We start from the raw sequence: 21308 nt of genomic DNA on the forward strand, positions 1-21308 counted from the left end.
TTGGTGTCTCGCGCGGATCGCGCCATCATGGGGCCACGAATCCATGGAGAGGATGCGTGTTTCTAGATCTGGACAACTATTGGCCGCCGCAGGAGCCGATCAGGCCAGGGCCTGAGCGCCGGCCGACGCTGAGCAAGCGGCGCGAAAGGGTATTGCTGGGCGTGGTGGGGGTGAACCTGCTGTTCGTGCTGGCGGCGCCCATAGCCGGGGTGACATTCATCGATGTCGTGCTCGCGCTTTTCAAATGAAGGACGTGGGTGCCTGAACGCACGCGGCAAGGCACGAAAGCCCCGCGAAATGCGGAGGCAGGGAGAGAACGGGATATGGCGCAGGCAGAGGCCCTGACGACGGCAGCATCGACGGCAGCATCGACGGCGGAACGGACCGCCGCGCTTTTCACCTTCGACGAATTCATTGCGTTCTGGGCGGAAGACAGGCCGGACCGCGCCGCGCTCGACGGCCCCGATGGCGTCGTCACCTACCGCGAACTGGATGAGGTGACGCGCCGCATCGTCAGCGGCCTGTTCGATATGGGGCTGGTGCCGGGCGATCGCATTGCATGGTTCGGCAAGAACAGCGCGTTGTATTTTTCGTTGTTCTTCGCGGTGGCGCGGGCGGGCATCGTGATGGTCCCGGTCGGCTGGCGGCTCGCCGCGCCGGAGGCGGCGTGGATCGTGCAAAACGCGCAGGCGAAGGCGGTATTTCTGGGCGATGGCTTCGATGCGATGCGCGATACCTTCGCGGCCGTGGAGGGCGTCGCGCGGTGCATCACCGCCGGTGAAGCGCGCGCATGGATCGCCGCGGCGGAGCCCCGTCCCTTCCAGCCGGCCGGGCTTCATGATGCGGTCCTGCAACTCTACACCTCGGGCACGACAGGCAATCCCAAGGGCGCGGTGCTGTCCAACCACAACCTGTTCGGGTTGCGCAAGCAATCGCGCGGGCAGGAGCTTCCGCACAACGTGCTGGCCGAGGACGAGGCCATTCTCGTTGCCATGCCTTGCGCGCATATCGGCGGGACCGGGCTTGGCGTCATGGCGCTGGCTGCAGGCCTTCCCGCGATCATACTGGCGGAATTCGAGCCGCGCGCGGTGTTCGATGCGGTGGAACAGAAGGGCGTGACGCGCTTCTTCATCGTGCCGGCGGCTTTGCAGATGCTGCTCAACCATCCCGATTGCGCCAGCGTGGACTACAGCCGGTTGCGCTACATCATCTATGGCGCCTCGCCGATCCCGCTGGAGCTTCTGCGGCAGTGCATCGCGATGTTCGATGCGCAGTTCATCCAGGCCTATGGCATGACGGAGACCACCGGCACGATCTGCATGTTGCCGCCGGAGGATCATTCGGTGGACGGCAACCAGCGGATGCGATCGGCCGGCAAGCCGCTGCCGGGCGTGGAGGTGCGCGTGGTGGATGGCGAAGGCCGGGAAGTGCCGCAGGGCAGCATCGGCGAAATCCAGACCCGCTCATCGAACAACATGCTGGGCTACTGGAACCTGCCCGACGCGACGCGGTCGACGGTCAGCGAGGACGGCTGGATCGCGACCGGCGACGCCGGCTACATCGACGCCGACGGCTATGTCTACATGCACGATCGCATCAAGGACATGATCATCTCGGGCGGCGAGAACGTCTATCCCGCGCAGGTCGAAAGCGCGATCTACGGGCATCCCGATGTGCTGGAAGTGGCCGTGATCGGCGTGCCCGACGAAACCTGGGGCGAAGCGGTGAAGGCGGTCTGCGCGCCCAAGCCGGGGCACGCGATCGATCCGGCGAGCGTGATCGCGTGGGCGCGAGAACGGCTGGCCGGCTTCAAGGTGCCCAAGAGCGTGGATGTGATCGCCGCACTACCGCGCAATCCATCTGGCAAGATCCTGCGCCGCCAGTTGCGCGAACCCTACTGGCAGGGGCGGGAGCGGCAGGTCAACTGACGACGCTTGCCGGGCGCCCTTCGACGCCCGGCAAGGCCCCCTCCAGCTCTCAGGCGTATTCCCACATCGGGTTGCCGCGCTGCCCCGTCCGGCGGTTCGGCGGCATGCCGAGCTTGCGCAGCGTTTCGTCGGCCGACTGGTACCAGTTGCCGATCTGGTAGATCCGCTTGGCGTCCGCCCCACCGGCTACATCGCGCCCGATTTCCTCGGAAATGCGCACCATCTGTTCGATCTGCTGCACCGAGGTCATCCGTTCGCCCTTGCGGCGCCAGATGTTGTCCTCGATCCCCACGCGGACATGGAGGCCCAGCGCGATCGCGATCGTGTTGAACGGGATCACGTTGCGCATGATCGATTCGATCGTCAGCACCGCGCCATCGGGCACGCGGCGGGCGAATTCGATCAGGTCGGCCGGGTGCGTGCCCGATGCACCGCCGCCGATGGCCACGTAGTTCAGGATCAGCGGCCCCATGTATTCGCCCTTGCGGATCAGCCGCTCCACGGTTTCGAACTGGGCGATGTGCGCCAGCATGAAATGCGGCTGGATCTGCGCGTCACGCAGGCGCTTGAGGTGCTCCAGATAGAACTTCGGCCCGGATTCGAGGTACATGTCGCGATAGGCGAAGGCATAGGCCGGGTTTTCCAGGATCGTGCCGTCGACATCGCCGTCCATCATCAGTTCGGTAATGTTCATCTGCGTGGTGTTGATCGCGATCGTCACCTGATCGGGCTTGGGCGAAAGGTCCGCGAGCATGTGGCGCGTATCGTCGCTCAGCCACTTGGCTTCGGCGCCTTCGCCTTCGGGCGCGAAGGAGATCGATCCGCCCACCTGGATCAGCATGTCGGGACAGGCGGTGCGGATGCGGTCGACCATCTCGTTGAACATCGAGATACGCTTCGATCCCTGGCCGTCGGCCTCGCGGCAATGGAGGTGCAGCACCGAGGCGCCGGCGTTGTAGCAGTCCACCGCCTTTTGCACCTGTTCCTGCATCGAGACGGGGATGTCTTCGGGAAAATCGCCCGGCAACCATTGCGGGCCATAGGGCGCGACCTGAATGACCAGCTTTTCCTGGTTTTCGGGCAGCAGGCTATCGTCGAGAAAATGCATGTCGGGCCTCCTTGAGCTGCGGCTGGCTTACGCGGTGACTGGCGCGAGGCGGCGCGCCTTCATTTCATCGGCAAGCATCGGGGCGCCCAGCGCCACCGAATGAATGCCCAGCACGGCCACGCATTGCAGCACGGCCATGATTTCCTCGGGCGAGGCGCCCAGATCGAGCGCCTTGGCGATGTGGCGGCGAACGCCCGGCGCGTACATGTGGGTGCAGGATGCATCCACCGCGATGGCGATCAGTTCGTAGGTCTTGGGATCGAGCACGCCCCTGGTGATCGGGTGCGTGCCCATCGCCATGAAGCGTTCGACCCATTCCGCATCGATGGCGGCGGCCTCGTCCCAGGCGGCATTCCATTGCCCCTGCGCGCGCATGGCGTCGCAAACCGGTGTCTGGCTCATCGCTCTCTCCCTCGTTCGTCGTTGTTCGGAATAGGCGGGACGGGGTGTTCAATCTTTCTGATTTGCGCTATAATATTTTCAATATGAGCCATATCGCCCGCCTGACCGTTCGCGCCGCGGCCGTTACCGGCATGACCGCGCTTTGCCGCAGTTATGGCGTGGATGCGGGGCGCGTGTTGCGTGCGGCGGGATTGCCGGCGGACATTGAGGCGCAGCCGGACCGGCGGGTGCCGGTAACAGCCGTGAACGAAGCGCTGGAGCGGGCTGCCGTGGCCTGCGGGCGCGATGATTTCGGGCTGCGCCTTTCCGAACTGCGCGGCTTTTCCAATCTCGGCCCGATCGGCCTGATCGCACGCGACGAACCCAGCGTGGGATCGGCGCTGGCCGCTATCGAGGCTTATTTGCCCCTGCATAACGATGCCTTGGCCGTAACGCGCGAACTCTTCGGCGATGTCGTCGTCCTGCGCTCCGCCATCCTCGTGCCCGGCCCGAAAGTGCAGGCGCGCGATATTGCCGTCGCGATGCAGCATCGCATTCTCAAGCAGCTTGCCGGACCCGCGTGGGAGGCGGAAGAGGTATGCCTGACCCGTTCACCGCCCGCCGATGTGTCCCGCTTCCGGCGCGTGCTGGGCCCGCACGTCCGCTTCAATGCCGAATTCGATGGCATCGTCGTCCGGTCCGATCTGCTGGAGCGGCCCAATCCCATGGCGGAGGAAGGACTGCGCTCCTACGCCAGCCGGCTTTTGCGGATCGGCGATCCGGGGCAACCCGAAGCGATGGCCGACCGGGTCCGCCGCGTCCTGTCCTTGCTCCTTTCGAGCGGCCGTTGCACGGCGGAGCATGTCGCCGCGCAACTGGGCGTGTCGCGACGGACGCTGACGCGCGCTCTGGAGATGGAAGGAACCCGTTTTCTTGCGCTGCTGGACGAAGCGCGGATCGACGTGGCGCGGCGGCAACTGGAGGCGAAGGCGCGAAGTCTTGCCGAGATCGCAGACCTCCTGGGCTTTTCCAGCGCATCGGCGTTCAGCACCTGGTTCCGGCATCATCATGGCATCACCCCGCGCGATTGGCGCAACCGGGCATGAATGGTTGCGCCAATGCGGCTTGAGTTTTGCCGTCGCGATCCCTAGCCCGATCCGGCAACGGGACAAGGAAGTCGGGGCGTGGAGGCAGGCAAGCAGCACAGAGCGCTCGAAGGTGTCCGGGTACTCGATCTCTCCCGCGTGCTGGCCGGCCCCTGGTCCACGCAGATTCTGGCGGATCTGGGCGCGGACGTGCTCAAGGTCGAACTGCCCGGGAAGGGAGACGATACCCGTAGCTGGGGACCTCCCTTCCTGAAGCTGCCGGACGGTTCCGACGATCCACGCGAAAGCGCCTATTATCTCTGCGCTAACCGCAACAAGCGTTCGGCCGCGATCAACCTGGCCCATCCCGATGGCGCGGCGCTGATCCGGCGGCTGGCCGAGCGGGCGGACATCATGGTGGAGAACTTCAAGGTCGGCGGCCTGGCCAAGTATGGCCTCGATTACGACAGCATGCGGGCGATCAATCCCCGCCTTGTCTATTGCTCGATCACGGGGTTCGGCCAGACCGGCCCTTACGCCGATCGGCCGGGTTATGATTTCGTGGCGCAGGGCATGGGCGGTTTCATGTCGATCACCGGGGAAGAACACGGCGGACCGCTGCGCGCCGGGGTGGCCATGGCCGACATTTCCACGGGCATGTACGCCACCGTTTCCATGCTGGCCGCGCTGCGCCATGCCGAACGGACGGGCGAGGGGCAGCATATCGACATCTCGCTGCTCGATACGCAGATCGCCACACTGGCCAACCAGGCGTCGAACTGGCTTGTCGGCGGCGTTAATCCCGGAAGGATGGGCAACCGCCACCCTACGGTCGTGCCCTACAAGACCTTCCGTGTGAAGGATGGTGAGATCATCATCGCGGTGGGCAACGACGGCCAGTTCCGCAGTTTCTGCGTGGAGATGGGGCGGCCCGAACTGGCGGACGATCCCCGCTTCGTCACCGGATCGCAGCGGTTGATCAATCGCGACGCGATCGAGGGCATCTTCCAGGAAATCGTGGCCGATCTGGAAGGCGGACCGCTGGTGGAACGGCTGGTGGCCGTCAATGTGCCGGCGGGACCGGTGAACACCATCCGCGATATCTTTGCCGATCCGTTCATCGCCGCGCGCAAGACGGTGCACCGGTTCGTGCGCGAGGACGGCGTGGAGATCCCCGCCGTGGCCTTTCCGGCTAAGCTGTCCGCCACGCCGGCCGACTATCGCCATCGCCCGCCGCGCATCGGTGAAAACACGCGTGAATTGCTGCACGAATGGCTGGTGCTGGACGATGCGGAACTTGCCGCACTCGAAGCGGGTGGCGCGGTGGTGCAGCGATGATCCAGCCGTCGCCGCGTCCGGCCGGCGGCGCGGCAGTAAGAATTTGATGATGAAGATATGCCAATAGCGAACCATGAAGGATTCGCCTGGCGGATGGGGGATGTGGTTGCGGCGCGCCTTGCTGGCGCTTGCCGCAGTGTTCGCCATTGGTTTTGGATCTGCCGTACAGGCCGCGCACTGGCCGTTGCCACACTCCCTTTGCCACGCCGTCAGCGTGATGGCGCAATCGCCCCGTGCCGCGCCGCGTTCTCCCTATTCCTGCAACGGTACGCCAACCGGCTATCAACGCGGAACGCTGTGGCTGCGGGTCGATCTGGACACGATTCCGATCCCGCGAAACGATCTGGTTCTCAGCATCCACAACACCCGGTTCGACGCCTTGTCGGTGGGCTTTGTCTATGCCGATGGCGTAACCGCATGGCAGGGCGTGCACGGCGGCGATTTCGGCACGCACTGGCGCCCCGGCGCGCAGATTGCGTTCGCGGCGCCTGATCGCGAAGCGCCGTTGCGCACGATCGTGCTGCAATTCGACCGCCTGACCAGCTACGATCTGCTGCGGATGCGGCTGGCGACGCAAGGCGATGGTGCGCTGGAAGTGGTGGCGCTGGCCGCCTGTGTGGGCGCCGCGCTGATGCTGCTGTTCATCGCGGCCCTGTACAATATCTCGCTGTCTTTCGCGGTGCGCCGGCAATTCCCGGCCTGGCAGGCCGCGTGGGCGGGTTGCATGGTGATCTGGGGGGCCGTCTGGTCGCAGCTCAACCTGTTCGTGCTGCCCGGCATGGCCGGCAGCTTTTCCGCGCAGCTTTGTACCGGGCTATCGTGCCTCGCGGTGATGCTGGCGACCTTCGGCGCGATCACCGCGCTCGACCGCCGGGAGATACCCGTTGCCCTGCGGATCGCGACGCTGGCGCTGGGCATCGGCATCGGCGCGCTGGGCGTGCCCTTGAGCTTCATGCGCGCGGGGCCGCTGGAATTATGGGCCTCCGTGCTTGGTATGCTGGTGCTTGCGGATCTGACGGCGATCACGGTCAGCCTGACCATCGCATGGCGGCGCGGCAACGCGCTGGCGCGCGATTTCGCCGCTGCCTGGGCAGTGCCGATGATCACGCTGGGGGTGACGCAGTTCCTGCCGACGGACCGGCTGTTCTGGGGCGGGGGATCGCAGATGCTGGTCCTGCTGGCGGCGACCTGGCAGACGATCTGGGTTTCCGTTTCGGCGACGCGCCGTCTGGGCCGTCTGCGTGTAGAGCGCGATCATGCCTTGCAGGCCCAGGCGATAGCGCACGATCTGGCCCGTCGCGATCCCCTGACCGGCCTCCGCAACCGGCGCGGCTTTACGGAGGCGATCGAACCGATGGTATCGGGTGCGGCCGCCGGTGACAGCCCCTTCGCGCTGCTGCTGATCGACGTGGATCGCTTCAAGGTGGTCAACGATACGCACGGGCACGATGCCGGCGATCAGGTACTGTGCATCATCGCGCGGCAACTGGAACGGTGGGAGGGCGCGCTGTGCCTGCCGGCCCGCTTCGGGGGCGAGGAGTTCGCCCTGGCAATCAGCGGGCTGCATGCGTTCGCCGCGACCCAGTTCGCCGAAAGCCTGCGCGAGGATATTGCCGCGGCCGACTATGGCGCGGTTATCGGTGCGGGGCGCATCACCGTTAGCATCGGCCTCGCCACCGCGACCGAGGATGCGGATTTCCAGAGTCTTTACCGGCAGGCAGACCGGTCGCTGTACGAGGCCAAGCGGCGGGGCCGCGATTGCGTGGTTGCCAGCGGTCCGCGGCCGGACGATGATCTTGCAGTGGACTTGGTAGCCTGACCCCGGCAGACGCTGTGGCTCAGTTCCCTGCGTCGATCCGTGCCTGGATCTGCTTGTAGAAGGCTTCGCGTGCCGCCGGCTCCGGCCCCTTGCTCGCGCGCGTCCAGTCGGCGTTTGACGCGATCACCAGCTTCCGCTTCGGATCGATGAAAATGCCCTGCCCGAAAATGCCTTGCGCGGCGACCGAGCCATCATCGTAGGTCCACCACTGGAAGCCATAGCCTTTGCCCGGGTGGCCGATATCCTTCTGCTTGGTTGTCGCCTGCGCGAACCAGTCTGTGGGCACGATCTGCCGGTCGCCCGCTTTGCCGTTGGCCAGCACGAACAGCCCGAACCGCGCGAAATCGCGCGTGGCGGCCTGGAGGCAACAACCGGCGATTTCATGCCCCGTCTTGCCCTTTAGCCATGTCGCCTCGGCTTCCATGCCGGCGGGCTGCCAGACCTTTTCCTGCAGGTACTGCGCCAGCGGCTTCTTCACCGCCGATGAAACCAGCACGCCGATCAGGTTCGTCTCGCCCGTGTTGTAGTGCCACACTTCGCCAGGTGGGTGTGCGCGCGGCAGCTTGCGCATGTAGCTGACGGTCGCGTCGACACCAGGATCGGGCTTCGCGGTGTTGAAACGCGCGACATCCGAATTGGGATCTTCGTAGTCCTCGTTCCAGCGCACGCCGGAACTCATCGTCAGCAACTGGCGGATGCTGACGTCGTCGTAGGCGGAGCCGCGCAGATCGGGAATGTACTGGCTGACCTTGTCTTCCAGACTTCGGATCGCGCCGTCCTGAATCGCCGCGCCGACCAGCGTCGAGGTAAACGACTTCGCGACCGAGAAGCTGGTCCATCGCCCTTGCGCGTCGAAACCCAGCCCGTAGCGTTCGAACCGGACCTTGCCATCCTGCAGGATCACGATCCCCGCTTCGCGCTGTTTGGCGAGATAGTCATCGATCCCTGGAATCGTCAGCGGTTTCCCTTCGGGCAGGGCCAGCGGATGCGGCGATGGCGCGATCTCGTTGGCCTGCGCCAGCAACGGCAGGCGGTCCATTGCCCGGAACGCGGCATCGCGCTGGCTTTCGGACCACATCAGCACATCGGCATTGGTCGGCATCGCGGCAAGGATGCCGCGCGTTTCCTTGTCGAGACTGGCGTACCAGCCGCCTCCCGCCGCCAATGCCACGATCGCAATGCCGAGCGCGATGGTTCTCTTGCGCATGTCTTCATCCTCCCGTTCGTTGCCCGGCCGGTTCCTCCGTGCCGTTGTGCTGTTCGGCGGTCAGCATAGCCATTCACCCGGTAGGCGAAAGGGGTTGATGTGTCGTTCCGGACGTCAGGCTGCGGCGTCCTCAACCGCGTTGGAGCGCTGGACAAGCTCCACGAAATTGCGTGCCGTCGGAGACAGCTGGGCATGATGGACCAGCCATAGCCGCGTCTCGAGCGGCGGGGGAAACTGGCGGTAGACCAGATTGTCCACGTGGAGGCGGACCAACGATTCGGCGAGGATCGTGGCGCCGAAGCCCGCTGCTACCAGGCCAAGCAGGGTGGCCAGCCCGTTCGCTTCGTGCGCAACCCTGGGCTGAACGGCGGCCTGTTCGCACAACCAGAAGAAATGTTCGTTGAACCCTGCTCCGGCCGCCGCGCTGTAAAGCACCAGCGGCTCGTCGCGCAGGTCGGCGATGGTGGGATCGAGATCACGTGTGGCGAGCGGGTGATCCTCGCGCAGGGCCAGCACCATGCTTTCCTCTATCAGGCAGGTCGCGGTCAGATCGGACGAGAGCAAGGGCTTCCCGAACCCGCGGATAATCGCCACCTCGATCTCGTTTTGCGCCAGCGCGTCGAGTTGTTCGTCGCGGCCCAGTTCCTCCAGCTTCAGCTCCACTTCCGGGTGCGCCTGCCGGAAGTGGTACAGCGCCTGCGAGATTTTCGGGACGAACGGCGCGGAGGCGGTAAACCCCAGCGCCAGGCGCCCGATTTCCCCCCTCTGCGCGCGCCGGGCGGTGTGCGCGGCATAGTCCGCCTGCTGCAAGGCCAGCCTCGCTTCGGGCGCGAACAGTTCGCCCGCGCGGGTAAGCCGCACGCGCCGGCTGGTCCGGTCGAACAGCCGCACGCCCAGTTCATCCTCCAGCGCGCGGATCTGCTGGCTCAGGGGAGGTTGCGAAATGCCGAGCCGCGCGGCGGCGCGGCCGAAATGCATTTCATCAGCCACGCACAGGAAATAGCGAAGGTGCCTGAGATCCATCAGTTTATGTTGCTCTGCATATCAATCATGCCGTATTATATATTAGACGCAACATGACGGAAAGCGCATGGAGCGGCACCACCGCCGCCACGTTCCAGTTGGCGGTCTCTTGCTGTCGCGGAAGCCTTGGGGTCGGGCTTCGGTCGCAGGCGGCAATCAGGTGCATCCGGGGAGAGGAAGCGTGAACGGACTTTTCCGCGATGTGCGGAGAAGGCGTGGAGTCGTGAATGTTCAATATCGTCAAGATCGCGTTGCACCGTCCCCTGACCTTCATCGTGATGGCGATCCTGATCGCCATCGGTGGCGTGCTGGCGGCGCTGCGCACTCCGGTCGATATCTTTCCGGACATCCGCATCCCGGTGATCGCCGTGGCGTGGCAATATTCCGGCCTGCCGCCCGACGATATGGCGGCGCGCATCATCACCCCTTACGAACGCACGCTGACAACCACCGTCAACGATATCGAGCACATCGAAAGCCAGTCCTTCCAGGGCATTGGCATCGTGAAGATCTATTTCCAGCCGGGCGCGGACATCCGCACGGCGACCGCGCAGGTCACCTCGATCTCGCAATCGGTGCTCAAGCAGATGCCGCCGGGCATCACCCCGCCGCTGATCCTGAACTACAACGCTTCCACCGTGCCGATCATCCAGCTTGCCATGTCGGGCAAGGGCTTGTCCGAACAGCAACTGTTCGATCTTGGCCAGAACCAGATCCGCCCGCAGCTGGTGACGGTTCCGGGCCTTGCCATGCCCTATCCTTCGGGCGGCAAGCAGCGCCAGATCCAGATCGACCTCAATCCGCTGGCGCTCCAGTCCAAGGGCCTTTCGGCGCAGGACGTGGGCAACGCGATCGCGGCTCAGAACCAGATCAACCCGGCCGGCTTCGTCAAGATCGGGCCGACGCAGTACAGCGTGCGCCTGAACAACGCGCCGGATTCCGTCGCCGCGCTGAACGACTTGCCGGTCAAGGTGGTCAACGGGGCCACCATCACCATGCGCGATGTGGCCTTCGTGCGCGATGGCAGCGCGCCGCAGCAGAACGTGGTGCATGTCGATGGCCGCCGGTCCGTGCTGCTCACCGTGCTCAAGAACGGCGCGACCTCGACGCTGGCCATCATCGATGGTGTGAAGACCACTTTGCCCAAGATCGCCGCCGGGCTGCCCGATGCCCTGCGCATCGTGCCGGTAGGCGACCAATCGCTGTTCGTGAAGGCGGCGGTCAGCGGGGTGATCCACGAAGGCGCCATCGCGGCGGCGCTGACGTCGCTGATGATCCTGCTGTTCCTTGGCTCGTGGCGGTCCACCGTCATCATCGCGTTGTCGATCCCGCTGGCTATCCTTGCCGCGGTCGCGGCGCTGGCGGCGTTTGGTCAGACGATGAACGTGATGACGCTGGGCGGGCTGGCGCTCGCGGTCGGCATCCTCGTCGACGATGCGACGGTAACGATCGAGAACATCAACTGGCATCTGGAACAGGGCAAGGGCGTGATGGAGGCGATCCTCGACGGCGCCGCCCAGATCGTGACGCCGGCCTTCGTTTCGCTGCTGTGCATCTGCATCGTGTTCGTGCCGATGTTCTTCCTGCCGGGCGTGGCGGGCTTCCTGTTCGTGCCGATGGCGCTGTCGGTGGTCTTCGCCATGATCGCCTCGTTCATCCTGTCGCGCACGCTCGTTCCGACCATGGCCATGTACCTGCTGAAGCCGCATCAGCCGGAGAGCGAGAACCACCACCTTGCCGGCGCGCCGCGATCGCGCAATCCGCTGGTCCGTTTCCAGCGCGGGTTCGAACGGCGCTTCGAGGCAATCCGTGATAGCTATCTCGGCCTGCTGAATCGCGCCCTGGAGGCAAGAAAGCCCTTCATTGTGGGCTTTCTCGCTGTGGTGGTGCTCTCGTTCGGGCTGCTGCCATTCCTGGGCAGCAATTTCTTTCCCAGCGTCGATTCCGGCCAGATCGCGATGCATGTCCGCGTGCCGGTGGGCGCGCGGATCGAGGATACGGCGGCGCGCTTCGACCGGATCGGAACCGCGATCCGCCAGATCATCCCGGGGGACCAGCTGGGATCGCTGACGGACAACATCGGCCTGCCGGTCAGCTCGATCAACACCGTGTACAACAACAGCGGCACCATCGGCCCGCAGGACGGCGATATCCTGATTGCGCTGAAGGAAGGGCACGAGCCAACCGACCGCGTGGTATCGCGCCTGCGCTCCGAACTGGCACGCCGCTTTCCGGGCACGACGTTCGCCTTCCTGCCCGCGGATATCACCAGCCAGATCCTGAACTTTGGCGCGCCGGCCCCGATCGATGTGCAGATCACGGGCAGGAACGTGCAGGCATCGCGGGTCTATGCCCAGAAGCTGCTGGCGCGGATGAAGCTGATCCCCGGCCTTGCCGATGCGCGTATCCAGCAACCGGCCAATGCGCCGCAGCTCAACGTGGACGTCAGTCGCGCCCGTATCGGGCAATATGGCCTGACGGAGCGCGACGTGACCAACAGTCTCGCCGCTTCGCTGGCCGGAACCTCGCAGACCGCACCGGTGTTCTTCGTGAATCCCGAAAACGGCGTGCAATACCCGGTCGTGGCGCAGGCGCCGGAATACCTGTTGGATTCCGTCAGCGCCCTTTCGAACGTGCCAGTCTCCGGCGCGGCCGGCAGCGCGATCCAGCCACTCGGGGGCCTGGCCGGTGTTTCGCGCGGGAATACCGTTCCCGTCATTTCGCACTATAACATTCAGCCCGCGCTCGACATCTACGGCACGACCGAAGGGCGCGACCTGGGCGCGGTTTCGGGTGACATCCAGGCCGCCATCAAGGCGCTGGAAAAGGAGCAGCCCAAGGGCGTGAACGTGACCATCCGTGGCCAGTTCGCCACGATGAACACCGCGTTTTCGGGTCTTGGCTTCGGCCTGATCGGCGCGGTGGTGCTGATCTACCTGCTGATCGTCGTCAACTTCCAGAGCTGGGTCGATCCCTTCGTCATCATCACCGCGCTGCCGGCGGCGCTGGCCGGGATCGTGTGGATGCTGTTCGGCACCGGCACCACCTTGTCCGTGCCAGCCCTGACCGGTGCGATCATGTGCATGGGCGTCGCCACTGCGAACTCGATCCTTGTCGTCAGCTTCGCGCGCGAGAAACTGGCGGAGTTCGGCGATGCCAGACGGGCCGCGCTGGAAGCCGGTCTCGTCCGCTTCCGCCCGGTGCTGATGACGGCGCTGGCCATGATTATCGGCATGGCGCCGATGGCGCTGGGCCTCGGCGAGGGCGGCGAACAGAATGCCCCGCTCGGCCGCGCCGTGATCGGCGGCCTCGTCTGCGCCACCATCGCCACGCTGTTCTTCGTTCCCGTTGTTTTCAGCTTCGCCCACCGCAAGCGGAAGGTCGAAGCCACGTCCCCGGAGCTGCAACCCAGCCATGCATGACACGACTTCGCATACCGAACAGGAAATCCAGCCTTCCATCTCGTCCGGTCCGGACAGCCGCGGGTTGAAGCGCGCCGGGATGGGCGCAGTGGTGGTGGCGCTGGCCGTGGTGGCCGTGGGCGTGGGCGTGCGCATCCATGCCACGGGCGCGCTGCGCCAGACCGCGGCCGAGGCGGCGATTCCCACCGTCAGCGTGGTCGTGCCCAAGGCCGATGCCGATGGCGCGCCGCTGGTGCTGCCAGGCAACGTGCAGGCGTTCAACAGCGCGGCGATCTATGCGCGGACCAACGGCTATGTGCGGCAATGGCTGGCGGACATCGGCGATCGCGTGCGCGCGGGGCAGGTGTTGGCCGTGCTCGATGCGCCCGAAGTCGATCAGCAGTTCGCCGCCGCGCGCGCCGATTACCAGACGGCGCTGGCCAACCAGCGGCTGGCCGCCACCACGTCCGCGCGCTGGCACGCGATGCTGGCGCAGGATGCCGTTTCGCGGCAGTCGGCTGACGAGAAGGCCGGCGATCTTGCCGCGCGCACGGCGGTATCGAACGCGGCGCTGGCCAATGTGAAGCGCTTGCAGGCGCTGCAGGGCTTCACCCGGCTTTCGGCGCCGTTCGCCGGCACCGTCACCAGCCGATCGGCCCAGGTGGGCGCGCTGGTGGTGGCGGGCAACGCCTCCTCGCAGCCGTTGTTCACGGTGTCGGACACGCACCGGATGCGCATCTATGTGAAAGTGCCGCAAAACTATTCCGCCGATATCGCGCCCGGCATGGCGGCGGATCTGAGCCTGCCGGAATATCCCGGCCGCACGTTCCATGCGGTGCTGACGCGCAGCGCCGGTGCCGTGGACGCGCAGTCCGGGTCCGTGCTGGTGGAATTGCAGGCGGACAACCCCGATGGCGCCCTGAAGCCGGGCGCCTTCGCACAAGTCAGCTTCAAGGTCGGCGGTGGTGGAGGCAACGCGGTGTCGGTGCCGGGCAGCGCGATCCTCTACAGCAGCAAGGGGCCGAGCGTGGTTGTCGTCGGGCAGGACAACCGCGTGACCGTCCGTCCGGTGACAATCGCGCGGGACGAAGGCGCCACGGTGCTGCTCTCGTCCGGCGTCGCGCGGGGGGAACGCCTGGTCGATACCCCGCCCGATGCGATCCAGACCGGCGACCGTGTGCACGTGCAGGCTTCCGAAAGCGGAAAGGCCGGCAAGTAATGCGCGCGGGCAAGGTGGCTTACGCCGCGCTGCTGCCGGCATTGCTGGCGGGCTGTTCGATGACGCCCGCCTACCATCCGCCCAGCGTGGCGGTCCCGGATGCCTTCAAGGAAGTGAAGGGGTGGGCGGCGGCAACGCCGATGGACGGCGCGGCGCGCGGGACATGGTGGAAGGGTTTCAATGACCCGGTGCTCGACGATCTGGAAGACCGCGCCGAAAAGGCCAGCCCGACGCTCGCCGCCGCGCTCGCCCGCTACGATCAGGCGCAGGCCGTGATCAAAGGCGAGCGGGCCTCGCTGGTGCCAGAGATTGATGCCAGCGGCAGCTTCGCTCGAACACGCGTGTCCGCCGACCGCCCGCTGTCCAATGGCAGCGCGCAAACCTACAACAACGCCATTGTCGGTGGCGGGTTGAGCTACGAAGTGGACCTGTGGGGCCGTATCCGCGCCTCGGTTTCCGCCGCGCGCGCGGAAGCGCAGGCGAGCGACGAGGACGTCGTCTCGGCCCGGCTCAGCCTCCAGACCTCGGTGGCGGACGCTTATGCCCGGTTGCGGGGGCTGGATGCGGAAGCCGAACTGCTGCGGCAAACGGTGGCGGCGTTCGAGCGGGCCTATGACCTGACGCGGACACGCCATGATGGCGGCATTGCCTCGGGCATCGACGTCAGTCGCGCCCTGACGGTGCTGGGCAATGCGCGTGCGCAAATAGCCGCCGTGGCCAGCCAGCGCGCGGCGACCGAGCACGAGATCGCCGCGCTGGTGGGGGCGGTCGCCTCGGACTTTTCCATTGCGCCACGCGCGCAGCCCTTGCTGCCGCTGGCGCTGGCCACCGGGGTTCCCTCCGAGCTGCTCCAGCGCCGGCCCGACATCGCGGCCGCAGAGCGGCGTATGGCTGCCGCCAATTCGCGGATCGGCGTGGCGCGGGCCGCGTTCTTCCCTACAGTCACGCTTGGCCTTTCCGGCGGTTTCCAGACCACGGACGGTTCGTTGCTGATCGCGCCCAACACGTTCTGGGGGCTGGGGCCGATCGCGGCCGCGCTGGCGGTGTTCGACGGCGGGCGCCGCGCGGCCAAGGTGCGGCTGACCCGGGCGCAGTATACCGAACAGGCCGAAAAGTACCGCCAGACCGTGCTCATGGCGTTTCGCCAGACCGAGGACGCGCTTGCGGCCGGGCGGCTGCTCGGCCAGCAGGTGGTGGACCAGAAGACGGCGGCCGATGCGGCGGTGCGCAGCAGCACGCTGGCGCTGGCGAGCTACCGGGATGGCGGCGCGGACTATCTGGAAGTGGTGACGGCGCAGACGCAGGCGCTGGATGCCCAGCGTGCGCTGCTCAACGTGGAAACGCAGCAGATGCGTGCCAGCGTCGCGCTCGTGAACGCGCTCGGCGGCGCGTATTGATGGATTTACCGGGCGGCGTTCAAATGTAACCTTCGTGACAATCCGGATCTCTCGGTCTGCTATGGTGTGGATGGGAGATCACGGAAAGCAGGCGGAGGTTCTGATGGGCAGGAAGCGGACCGGCAGGTTCTGGCGGTGCGCCGCCATTGCGCTGGCAGTGGCTACGGGCGGCCATGCCGCATGGGCGCAAAGCGAGCCGGTGGGCGGCGGAGTCGTGCAGGGACCGGGCACGCCCGGCCCGATCAAGCGCGGCAAGGCGCCCGGCTATGACTTCCAGGACCAGTACATCGGGATTCCCGGCAAATCCGTTGCCGACAACATGGAACCGATGATCGATCATCCGGACCAGACCGCGGAAGCCGGAAAGAAGCTGGCCGATCTCCAGCGCAAGACCGGAAAGAAGCCCAACATCATCGTGTTCCTGATGGATGACGTGGGCTGGATGGACTTCGGCTTCAACGGCGGCGGCGTGACGCTGGGCGCGCCGACGCCCGATGTCGACAAGGTGGCGGCGCAAGGGCTGGTGCTCACCTCCGCCTATTCGCAGCCAAGCTGCTCGCCCTCGCGCGCGACGATTCTCACCGGGCAATTGCCGATCCATCATGGCCTGCTGCGGCCGCCGATGTATGGCGAGGCCGGCGGGTTGAACGGCAAGCCGACGATCGCCTCGATGCTCTCGGCACAGGGCTATGTCACCCAGGCCATCGGCAAGTGGCACGTGGGTGAAAATGAAGGGTCGCAGCCGCAGAATGCCGGTTTCGACGATTTCCGTGGCTTCCTTTCGGTGTCCGACATGTACACCGAATGGCGTGATCCCAATTTCAATCCGGAAGTGGCGCTCAGCCCCACGCGCAGCCGGCTGATCGAGGAAGCGCCGTTCAACAAGTACGACGTTCACGCCGCGAAGGGCGGCAAGATCGAGAACGTGGGCCTTATCACGGTGGACTACAGCCGCGATCTCGACCAGCGCTGGGCCAATTACGCCGTCGATTTCCTCAAGCGGCAGAAGGGCGGAAGCAAGCCGTTCTTCCTCTACTACGGCACGCGCGGCTGCCATTTCGACAACTATCCGAACGCTTTCTACGCCGGCCGTTCGCCCGCGCGAAACGACTACACCGACTGCCTCGTCGAAATGAACGACATCTTCGCGCGGCTCTACAAGACGCTGGAAGAGACGGGCGAGATCGACAACACGATAATCGTGTTCACGTCGGACAACGGGCCGGAACAGGAAATCGATCCCCACGGCCGCACGCCGTTCCGGGGTGGCAAGGGATCGACCTGGGAAGGCGGAGTCCGCGTGCCGACGTTCGTGTACTGGAAGGGCATGATCGGGCCGCGCAAGTCCGACGGCCTGTTCGATTTCGCGGACATCCTGCCCACCAGCCTGAGCCTTGCCGGCGTGAAGGGGGCCGCGATCGGCGAGAAGATGGGGGCGGGCAACTATCTCGACGGGGTTGACCAGACCTCGTTCCTGCTCGCCGACAACGGCGCCTCGAACCGGCGCAGCATCCTGTATTTCTGGAACACCCAGTTCGCCGCGGTGCGAATGGACGAGTTCAAGTTCACCATGCTGACGCAGGACCCCTATGCGATGACGCCCAACGGCAACCACGGCGGGTTCACCGGCACGGTCAGCCAGACGGCGGGCGGCACCATGTTCAACCTCTACGCCAATCCGCAGGAGGATAATTCGGTGGCGATCCGGCACCTGCCGATCGCCATTCCGGTCGGCGCGGAAATCGCGCGCTACCAGCAGGTGCTGCGCAAGTACCCGCCCAAGGTGCAGATCGGTTTCACCACCGGGAAGTAGGCGGGACGGGGAGCGATCGCCGTTGCCTGGGGCGATGACAGGCGTACCCTGACGTCTTAGGCTGCGCGGCCATGGGCGAAGACGATTTTGCAATGGCGGCCGCCGCGCTCGACCGGTGCGGCTGGCTCGATGGACATGGCGGCGACCTGCGCCGCCGCCTGCTGGCCCACGGCACGTTGCGGGTGCTGCCTGCGGGCCGTTGGGCCTATGCCGAAGGGGATGACGACAGCGGCATTCTCGTTGTCGTGCGCGGCGCGTTGCAGATCTATGCGCAGGCGCCGGGGGATCGGGACGTGCTGATCGGCCAGATCGGCCACGGCAATGCCATCGGCCAGACGGCGCGCTTCGGCGGCGGCCCCCGGCTGGTCACCGCGATCAGCACGGCGGCCAGTCTGGTTCTCCAGGTGACCGACGCCGCACTGACGGCCATCGCACGCGACGAACCCCTGATCTGGCAGGCCATCGCCAGCCTCAACTACGCGCAACTGCGGATGATGGTGCAATTGCTGGCCGAAATCACCGCCTTGCCACCCCGGCAGCGGCTGGCGGCGCGGCTGGCGCGCTTCGCCTCCGACGCGCGCATCGGGGCGGCGCTGCCTCTCAGCCAGCAGGCGCTGGGCGAGATGGTCGGCCTCAGCCGCAAGACCGTGAACGCCTGCCTTGCCGATCTGGAGCAACGCGGGCTGGTGCGCCGCCGGTACGGCGCGATCGAGGTTCCCGATGCGGCGGCGCTGCAGGCGCACGCCTTTGCCATGGAAGCCTAGGTACGCCTCAGCCTCCAGCCTGCGCCACTTCCAGCGCCTCGCTGGCGTCCAGCCATGCGGCCTCCGCCTCTTCCAGTTCGTCGGCCACGGTGGCGCGGCGGCGGGACAGTTCGCCCATGTTGAGCTGGGCAAGGTCGTTCGGCGCGGAAGCCGGATCGATCAGCGCGGCATCGAACGCCGAAAGCTGCTTCTGCAACCGGCCCATGCGCGTTTCCGCCTCGCTCACCTGCTTCTTCAGCGCGCGCATGTCCTCGCGCCATTGCGCGCCGGCCTTGCGTTGGGGCTTGGCGCCCTTGGCGTCGCTGGACTGCGCTTCGCGCGGCTGGTTCCGGCCCAGGATGAAGTCGATGTAGTCTTCCATCGACCCGGCGTATTCGGTCGCCGTGCCGCCATCGACCAGCACCAGCCGGTCCGCCGTCAGTTCCACCATGTGCCGGTCGTGGCTGATGAGGATGACCGCGCCGTCATAGGCGTTGAGCGCCTGTACCAGCGCTTCGCGCGCATCGACATCGAGGTGGTTGGTCGGCTCGTCGAGGATAAGCAGGTGCGGCGCATCGCGCGTGACGAGCGCCAGCGCCAGCCGCGCGCGTTCGCCGCCCGAAAGCGTGCCGACTTGCGCCGTCGCGGTATTGCCCGAGAACCCGAACCGCCCGAGCTGCCCGCGCACGGCGGCGGGCGTCTTGCCGTCCATCGCCCGTGTCATGAGTTCGAGCGGGGTTGAGGCGCTGGCCAGTTCCTCCACCTGATACTGGGTGAAATAGCCGATCTGCGTCTTGCCCGAGAGGCGCATCACGCCATCCATCGCTTCGAGCTGGCCGGCCAGCAGGCGCGCCAGCGTGGTCTTGCCGTTGCCGTTGCGGCCGAGCAGCGCGATGCGGTCGTCCGGATCGATGCGCAGGTTGAGCCGTGCAAGCACCGGTGCGCCGGGGGCATAGCCGACCGCCGCCTTGTCCAGCGTGATCAGCGGCGGGCGCAACTCGTCGGGGCTGGGGAAGTCGAAGCGCATCGTCGGGTCTTCGATCAGCGCGGTGATCGGCTGCATCCGGGCCAGCATCTTGGCGCGCGATTGCGCCTGCTTGGCGGTGGAGGCGCGGGCGCTGTTGCGGGCGACATAGTCCTGCAGCTTGGCGCGTTGCGCGTCCTGTGCGGCGCGCGCGGCGGCGAGTTGTGCGGCGCGCTCCGCACGCTGGCGTTCGAAGCTGTCATAGCCGCCGGGGTAAAGCGTGATCTTGCCTCCCTGCAGGTGCAGGATGGTATCGACCACGTTGTTCAGCAGGTCGCGCTCGTGGCTGATGACGATCAGCGTGCCGGGATAGGACTTGAGGAAGTTCTCCAGCCACAGGGTCGCTTCAAGGTCGAGGTGGTTCGACGGTTCGTCCAGCAGCAGCAGGTCGGGCGCCGAAAACAGCAGCGCCGCCAGCGCGACGCGCATTTTCCAGCCGCCCGAGAAGCTGTCGAGAGGCTGTGCCTGCATATCTTCGTCGAAGCCCAGTCCGATCAGGATGCGCGCGGCGCGGGAAGGGGCGCTGTAGGCGTCGATCGCCAGTAGTCGATCATGAACGTCGCCCAGCCGATCGGGATCGGTGCAGGTCTCCGCTTCGGCCAGAAGCTGTTCGCGCTCCTTGTCGGCCGCCAGCACGGTTTCGAAGGGCGTTGCGGTGCCGGCCGGCGCTTCCTGCGCGATATAACCCAGCCGCGCGCGGCGGGGCATGTCGATCGCGCCATCGTCGGGCTCGATTTCCCCGATGATCGCTTTCATCAGCGTCGATTTACCCGCGCCGTTGCGGCCGATCAGGCCGACCTTGCCGCCGGTGGGAAGCGAGGCGGAGGCGCGGTCGAGAATGGTGCGGCCGCCCAGCCGCACGGTGATATCGTTGATCGTCAACATGCCGCGCGCCTAGCAGGCCCGGCGCGAAAGCCCAACGGCCTATCTCGGCCGGCTATCCTGGTTGGCGCGTCAATGCAGCTTTAACTGCCGCCAGGCGGTCGGCGGCTGGCCGGCGAAGCTGCGGAAGGCGCGGGTGAAGTGGCTCTGGCTGCCGAAGCCGAGCGCTTCCGAAATCTGCGCGACCGTCAGTTCGGTGCTGGAGAGCATTTCCTGCGCGCGCTCCAGCCGGGCCTTCATCACGTACTGGTGCGGGCTGAGGCCGGTGGCGCGCTTGAACACCCGGCAGAAATGCGATGGCGTGAGGCCCACTTCGGCGGCGAGCGATTCCACCGTATGTTCCTCCTCCGGGTGGGTCAGCACCGCGTTCATGACGTGATGGATGCGATAGGCGGAGAAGTCGGAGGTTGGAAAGGCCGTGGCGTTGGCGTCCGCCGGGCCGCGCAGCATGTGGGCCTTCAGCGCATCGACCAGCGTGGAGACATAGACGTTCCGCTCCGGCGTCTCCGGCGCATAGAGTTCCGCCAGCACTTGCCGCGTCAGCGCCACGCCCAGCGGGTCGGAAAAGGCGAAGCGCATCCGGTCGAACTGGTCGCGCGCAGGCACGGCGCGAAGCTGGTCTTCCGCGATGGACAGGGTCACGACGTCCAACTCGCCATCGACGAGCCATCCGGTCGGGCGGCCCGAAGGAATGATCGTCGCGCAACCGGGAATCGAGCTTGCCTCGCTCCAGCCATCGCGGTCCCAGGTCTTGACGCGGGGCTTGCCGGCGATGTGGACCACGAACGTGGGGCTGGGCAGGGCGGGCAGCTCATAGCTGCCGACGAACTGGCGCCAGCGCGAAAGCTGCCAGCCTTTCTCGCCGCCGCCCAGCTGGATGTCCGCGCCGCGCCCCAGCACGTCGGAGATGATCTGCTCGTTGGTCCAGCTTTCCGCCATT

The 21308-nt window shown here is 66.1% G+C and carries 16 protein-coding genes; 10 read left to right on the top strand and 6 right to left on the bottom strand.

The genetic code is table 11. The annotated features are described in order from the left end of the window. Window positions 1-56 precede the first annotated feature (56 nt). Complete coding sequence (locus NMD1_RS13390) at window positions 57-248, top strand: hypothetical protein (RefSeq protein ID WP_124808766.1); 192 nt, start codon at window positions 57-59, stop codon at window positions 246-248. A 75-nt stretch (window positions 249-323) separates the two neighbouring features. Then, complete coding sequence (locus NMD1_RS13395; RefSeq protein WP_125955137.1) at window positions 324-1928, top strand: fatty acid--CoA ligase; 1605 nt, start codon at window positions 324-326, stop codon at window positions 1926-1928. Between the two features lie 49 nt (window positions 1929-1977). Here the strand turns inward: NMD1_RS13395 and NMD1_RS13400 are convergent, their stop codons facing one another. Then, a complete protein-coding gene (locus NMD1_RS13400; RefSeq protein ID WP_125955138.1) occupies window positions 1978-3036 on the bottom strand; it encodes a 3-keto-5-aminohexanoate cleavage protein in 1059 nt (352 codons plus the stop codon). A 27-nt stretch (window positions 3037-3063) separates the two neighbouring features. Next, entirely contained in the window at window positions 3064-3438 is a 375-nt protein-coding gene (locus NMD1_RS13405; protein ID WP_199558131.1) for a carboxymuconolactone decarboxylase family protein, read from the bottom strand. 83 nt (window positions 3439-3521) lie between these two features. On the opposite strand from NMD1_RS13405, the gene NMD1_RS13410 reads away from it, so the two are divergent. The 3 genes from NMD1_RS13410 (at window position 3522) to NMD1_RS13420 (ending at window position 7659) form a co-directional block, all read left to right on the top strand. Further along, a complete protein-coding gene (locus tag NMD1_RS13410) occupies window positions 3522-4523 on the top strand; it encodes an AraC family transcriptional regulator (RefSeq protein WP_124808769.1) in 1002 nt (333 codons plus the stop codon). A 78-nt stretch (window positions 4524-4601) separates the two neighbouring features. Beyond that, the gene (locus NMD1_RS13415) at window positions 4602-5840 is read left to right on the top strand and encodes a CaiB/BaiF CoA-transferase family protein (protein WP_125955139.1); all 1239 of its coding nucleotides are present in this window, start codon (window positions 4602-4604) and stop codon (window positions 5838-5840) included. Between the two features lie 73 nt (window positions 5841-5913). Continuing rightward, complete coding sequence (locus tag NMD1_RS13420) at window positions 5914-7659, top strand: diguanylate cyclase (protein ID WP_125955140.1); 1746 nt, start codon at window positions 5914-5916, stop codon at window positions 7657-7659. A gap of 19 nt (window positions 7660-7678) precedes the next feature. On the opposite strand, the gene NMD1_RS13425 is transcribed toward NMD1_RS13420, so the two are convergent. Further along, window positions 7679-8866 carry a serine hydrolase gene (locus NMD1_RS13425; RefSeq protein WP_125955141.1) on the bottom strand — a complete coding sequence of 396 codons (1188 nt, stop codon included), beginning with the start codon at window positions 8864-8866 and terminating at the stop codon, window positions 7679-7681. Window positions 8867-8980: 114 nt separating this feature from the next. Then, window positions 8981-9889 carry a LysR substrate-binding domain-containing protein gene (locus NMD1_RS13430; protein ID WP_125955142.1) on the bottom strand — a complete coding sequence of 303 codons (909 nt, stop codon included), beginning with the start codon at window positions 9887-9889 and terminating at the stop codon, window positions 8981-8983. A gap of 227 nt (window positions 9890-10116) precedes the next feature. On the opposite strand from NMD1_RS13430, the gene NMD1_RS13435 reads away from it, so the two are divergent. The 5 genes from NMD1_RS13435 to NMD1_RS13455 all read left to right on the top strand — a co-directional run bounded on the left by NMD1_RS13435 (window position 10117) and on the right by NMD1_RS13455 (window position 18483). After that, on the top strand, window positions 10117-13311 hold the full coding sequence (locus NMD1_RS13435) for an efflux RND transporter permease subunit (RefSeq protein WP_125955143.1): 3195 nt from the start codon (window positions 10117-10119) through the stop codon (window positions 13309-13311). Next, window positions 13304-14509, top strand: coding sequence for an efflux RND transporter periplasmic adaptor subunit (locus tag NMD1_RS13440; protein WP_125955144.1), 1206 nt, complete (start codon window positions 13304-13306; stop codon window positions 14507-14509). Before NMD1_RS13435 ends, NMD1_RS13440 begins: the two co-directional genes overlap by 8 nt. Beyond that, complete coding sequence (locus NMD1_RS13445) at window positions 14509-15906, top strand: efflux transporter outer membrane subunit (protein WP_125955145.1); 1398 nt, start codon at window positions 14509-14511, stop codon at window positions 15904-15906. The genes NMD1_RS13440 and NMD1_RS13445 overlap by 1 nt, the downstream gene beginning before the upstream one ends. A 103-nt stretch (window positions 15907-16009) precedes the next feature. Further along, window positions 16010-17719, top strand: coding sequence for a sulfatase-like hydrolase/transferase (locus NMD1_RS13450; RefSeq protein ID WP_125955146.1), 1710 nt, complete (start codon window positions 16010-16012; stop codon window positions 17717-17719). Window positions 17720-17790: 71 nt separating this feature from the next. Next, a complete protein-coding gene (locus NMD1_RS13455) occupies window positions 17791-18483 on the top strand; it encodes a Crp/Fnr family transcriptional regulator (RefSeq protein ID WP_125955147.1) in 693 nt (230 codons plus the stop codon). A 7-nt stretch (window positions 18484-18490) separates the two neighbouring features. On the opposite strand, the gene NMD1_RS13460 is transcribed toward NMD1_RS13455, so the two are convergent. Together NMD1_RS13460 and NMD1_RS13465 are read right to left on the bottom strand one after the other, a co-directional pair. Continuing rightward, window positions 18491-20371, bottom strand: a complete 1881-nt coding sequence (locus NMD1_RS13460) for an ABC-F family ATP-binding cassette domain-containing protein (protein WP_125955148.1) — start codon at window positions 20369-20371, stop codon at window positions 18491-18493. A 69-nt stretch (window positions 20372-20440) separates the two neighbouring features. Beyond that, window positions 20441-21307, bottom strand: coding sequence for a helix-turn-helix domain-containing protein (locus NMD1_RS13465; protein ID WP_125955149.1), 867 nt, complete (start codon window positions 21305-21307; stop codon window positions 20441-20443). Between the last annotated feature and the right edge of the window lies 1 nt (window position 21308).

The organism is Novosphingobium sp. MD-1 (assembly GCF_001014975.1).
Taxonomy (GTDB): domain Bacteria; phylum Pseudomonadota; class Alphaproteobacteria; order Sphingomonadales; family Sphingomonadaceae; genus Novosphingobium.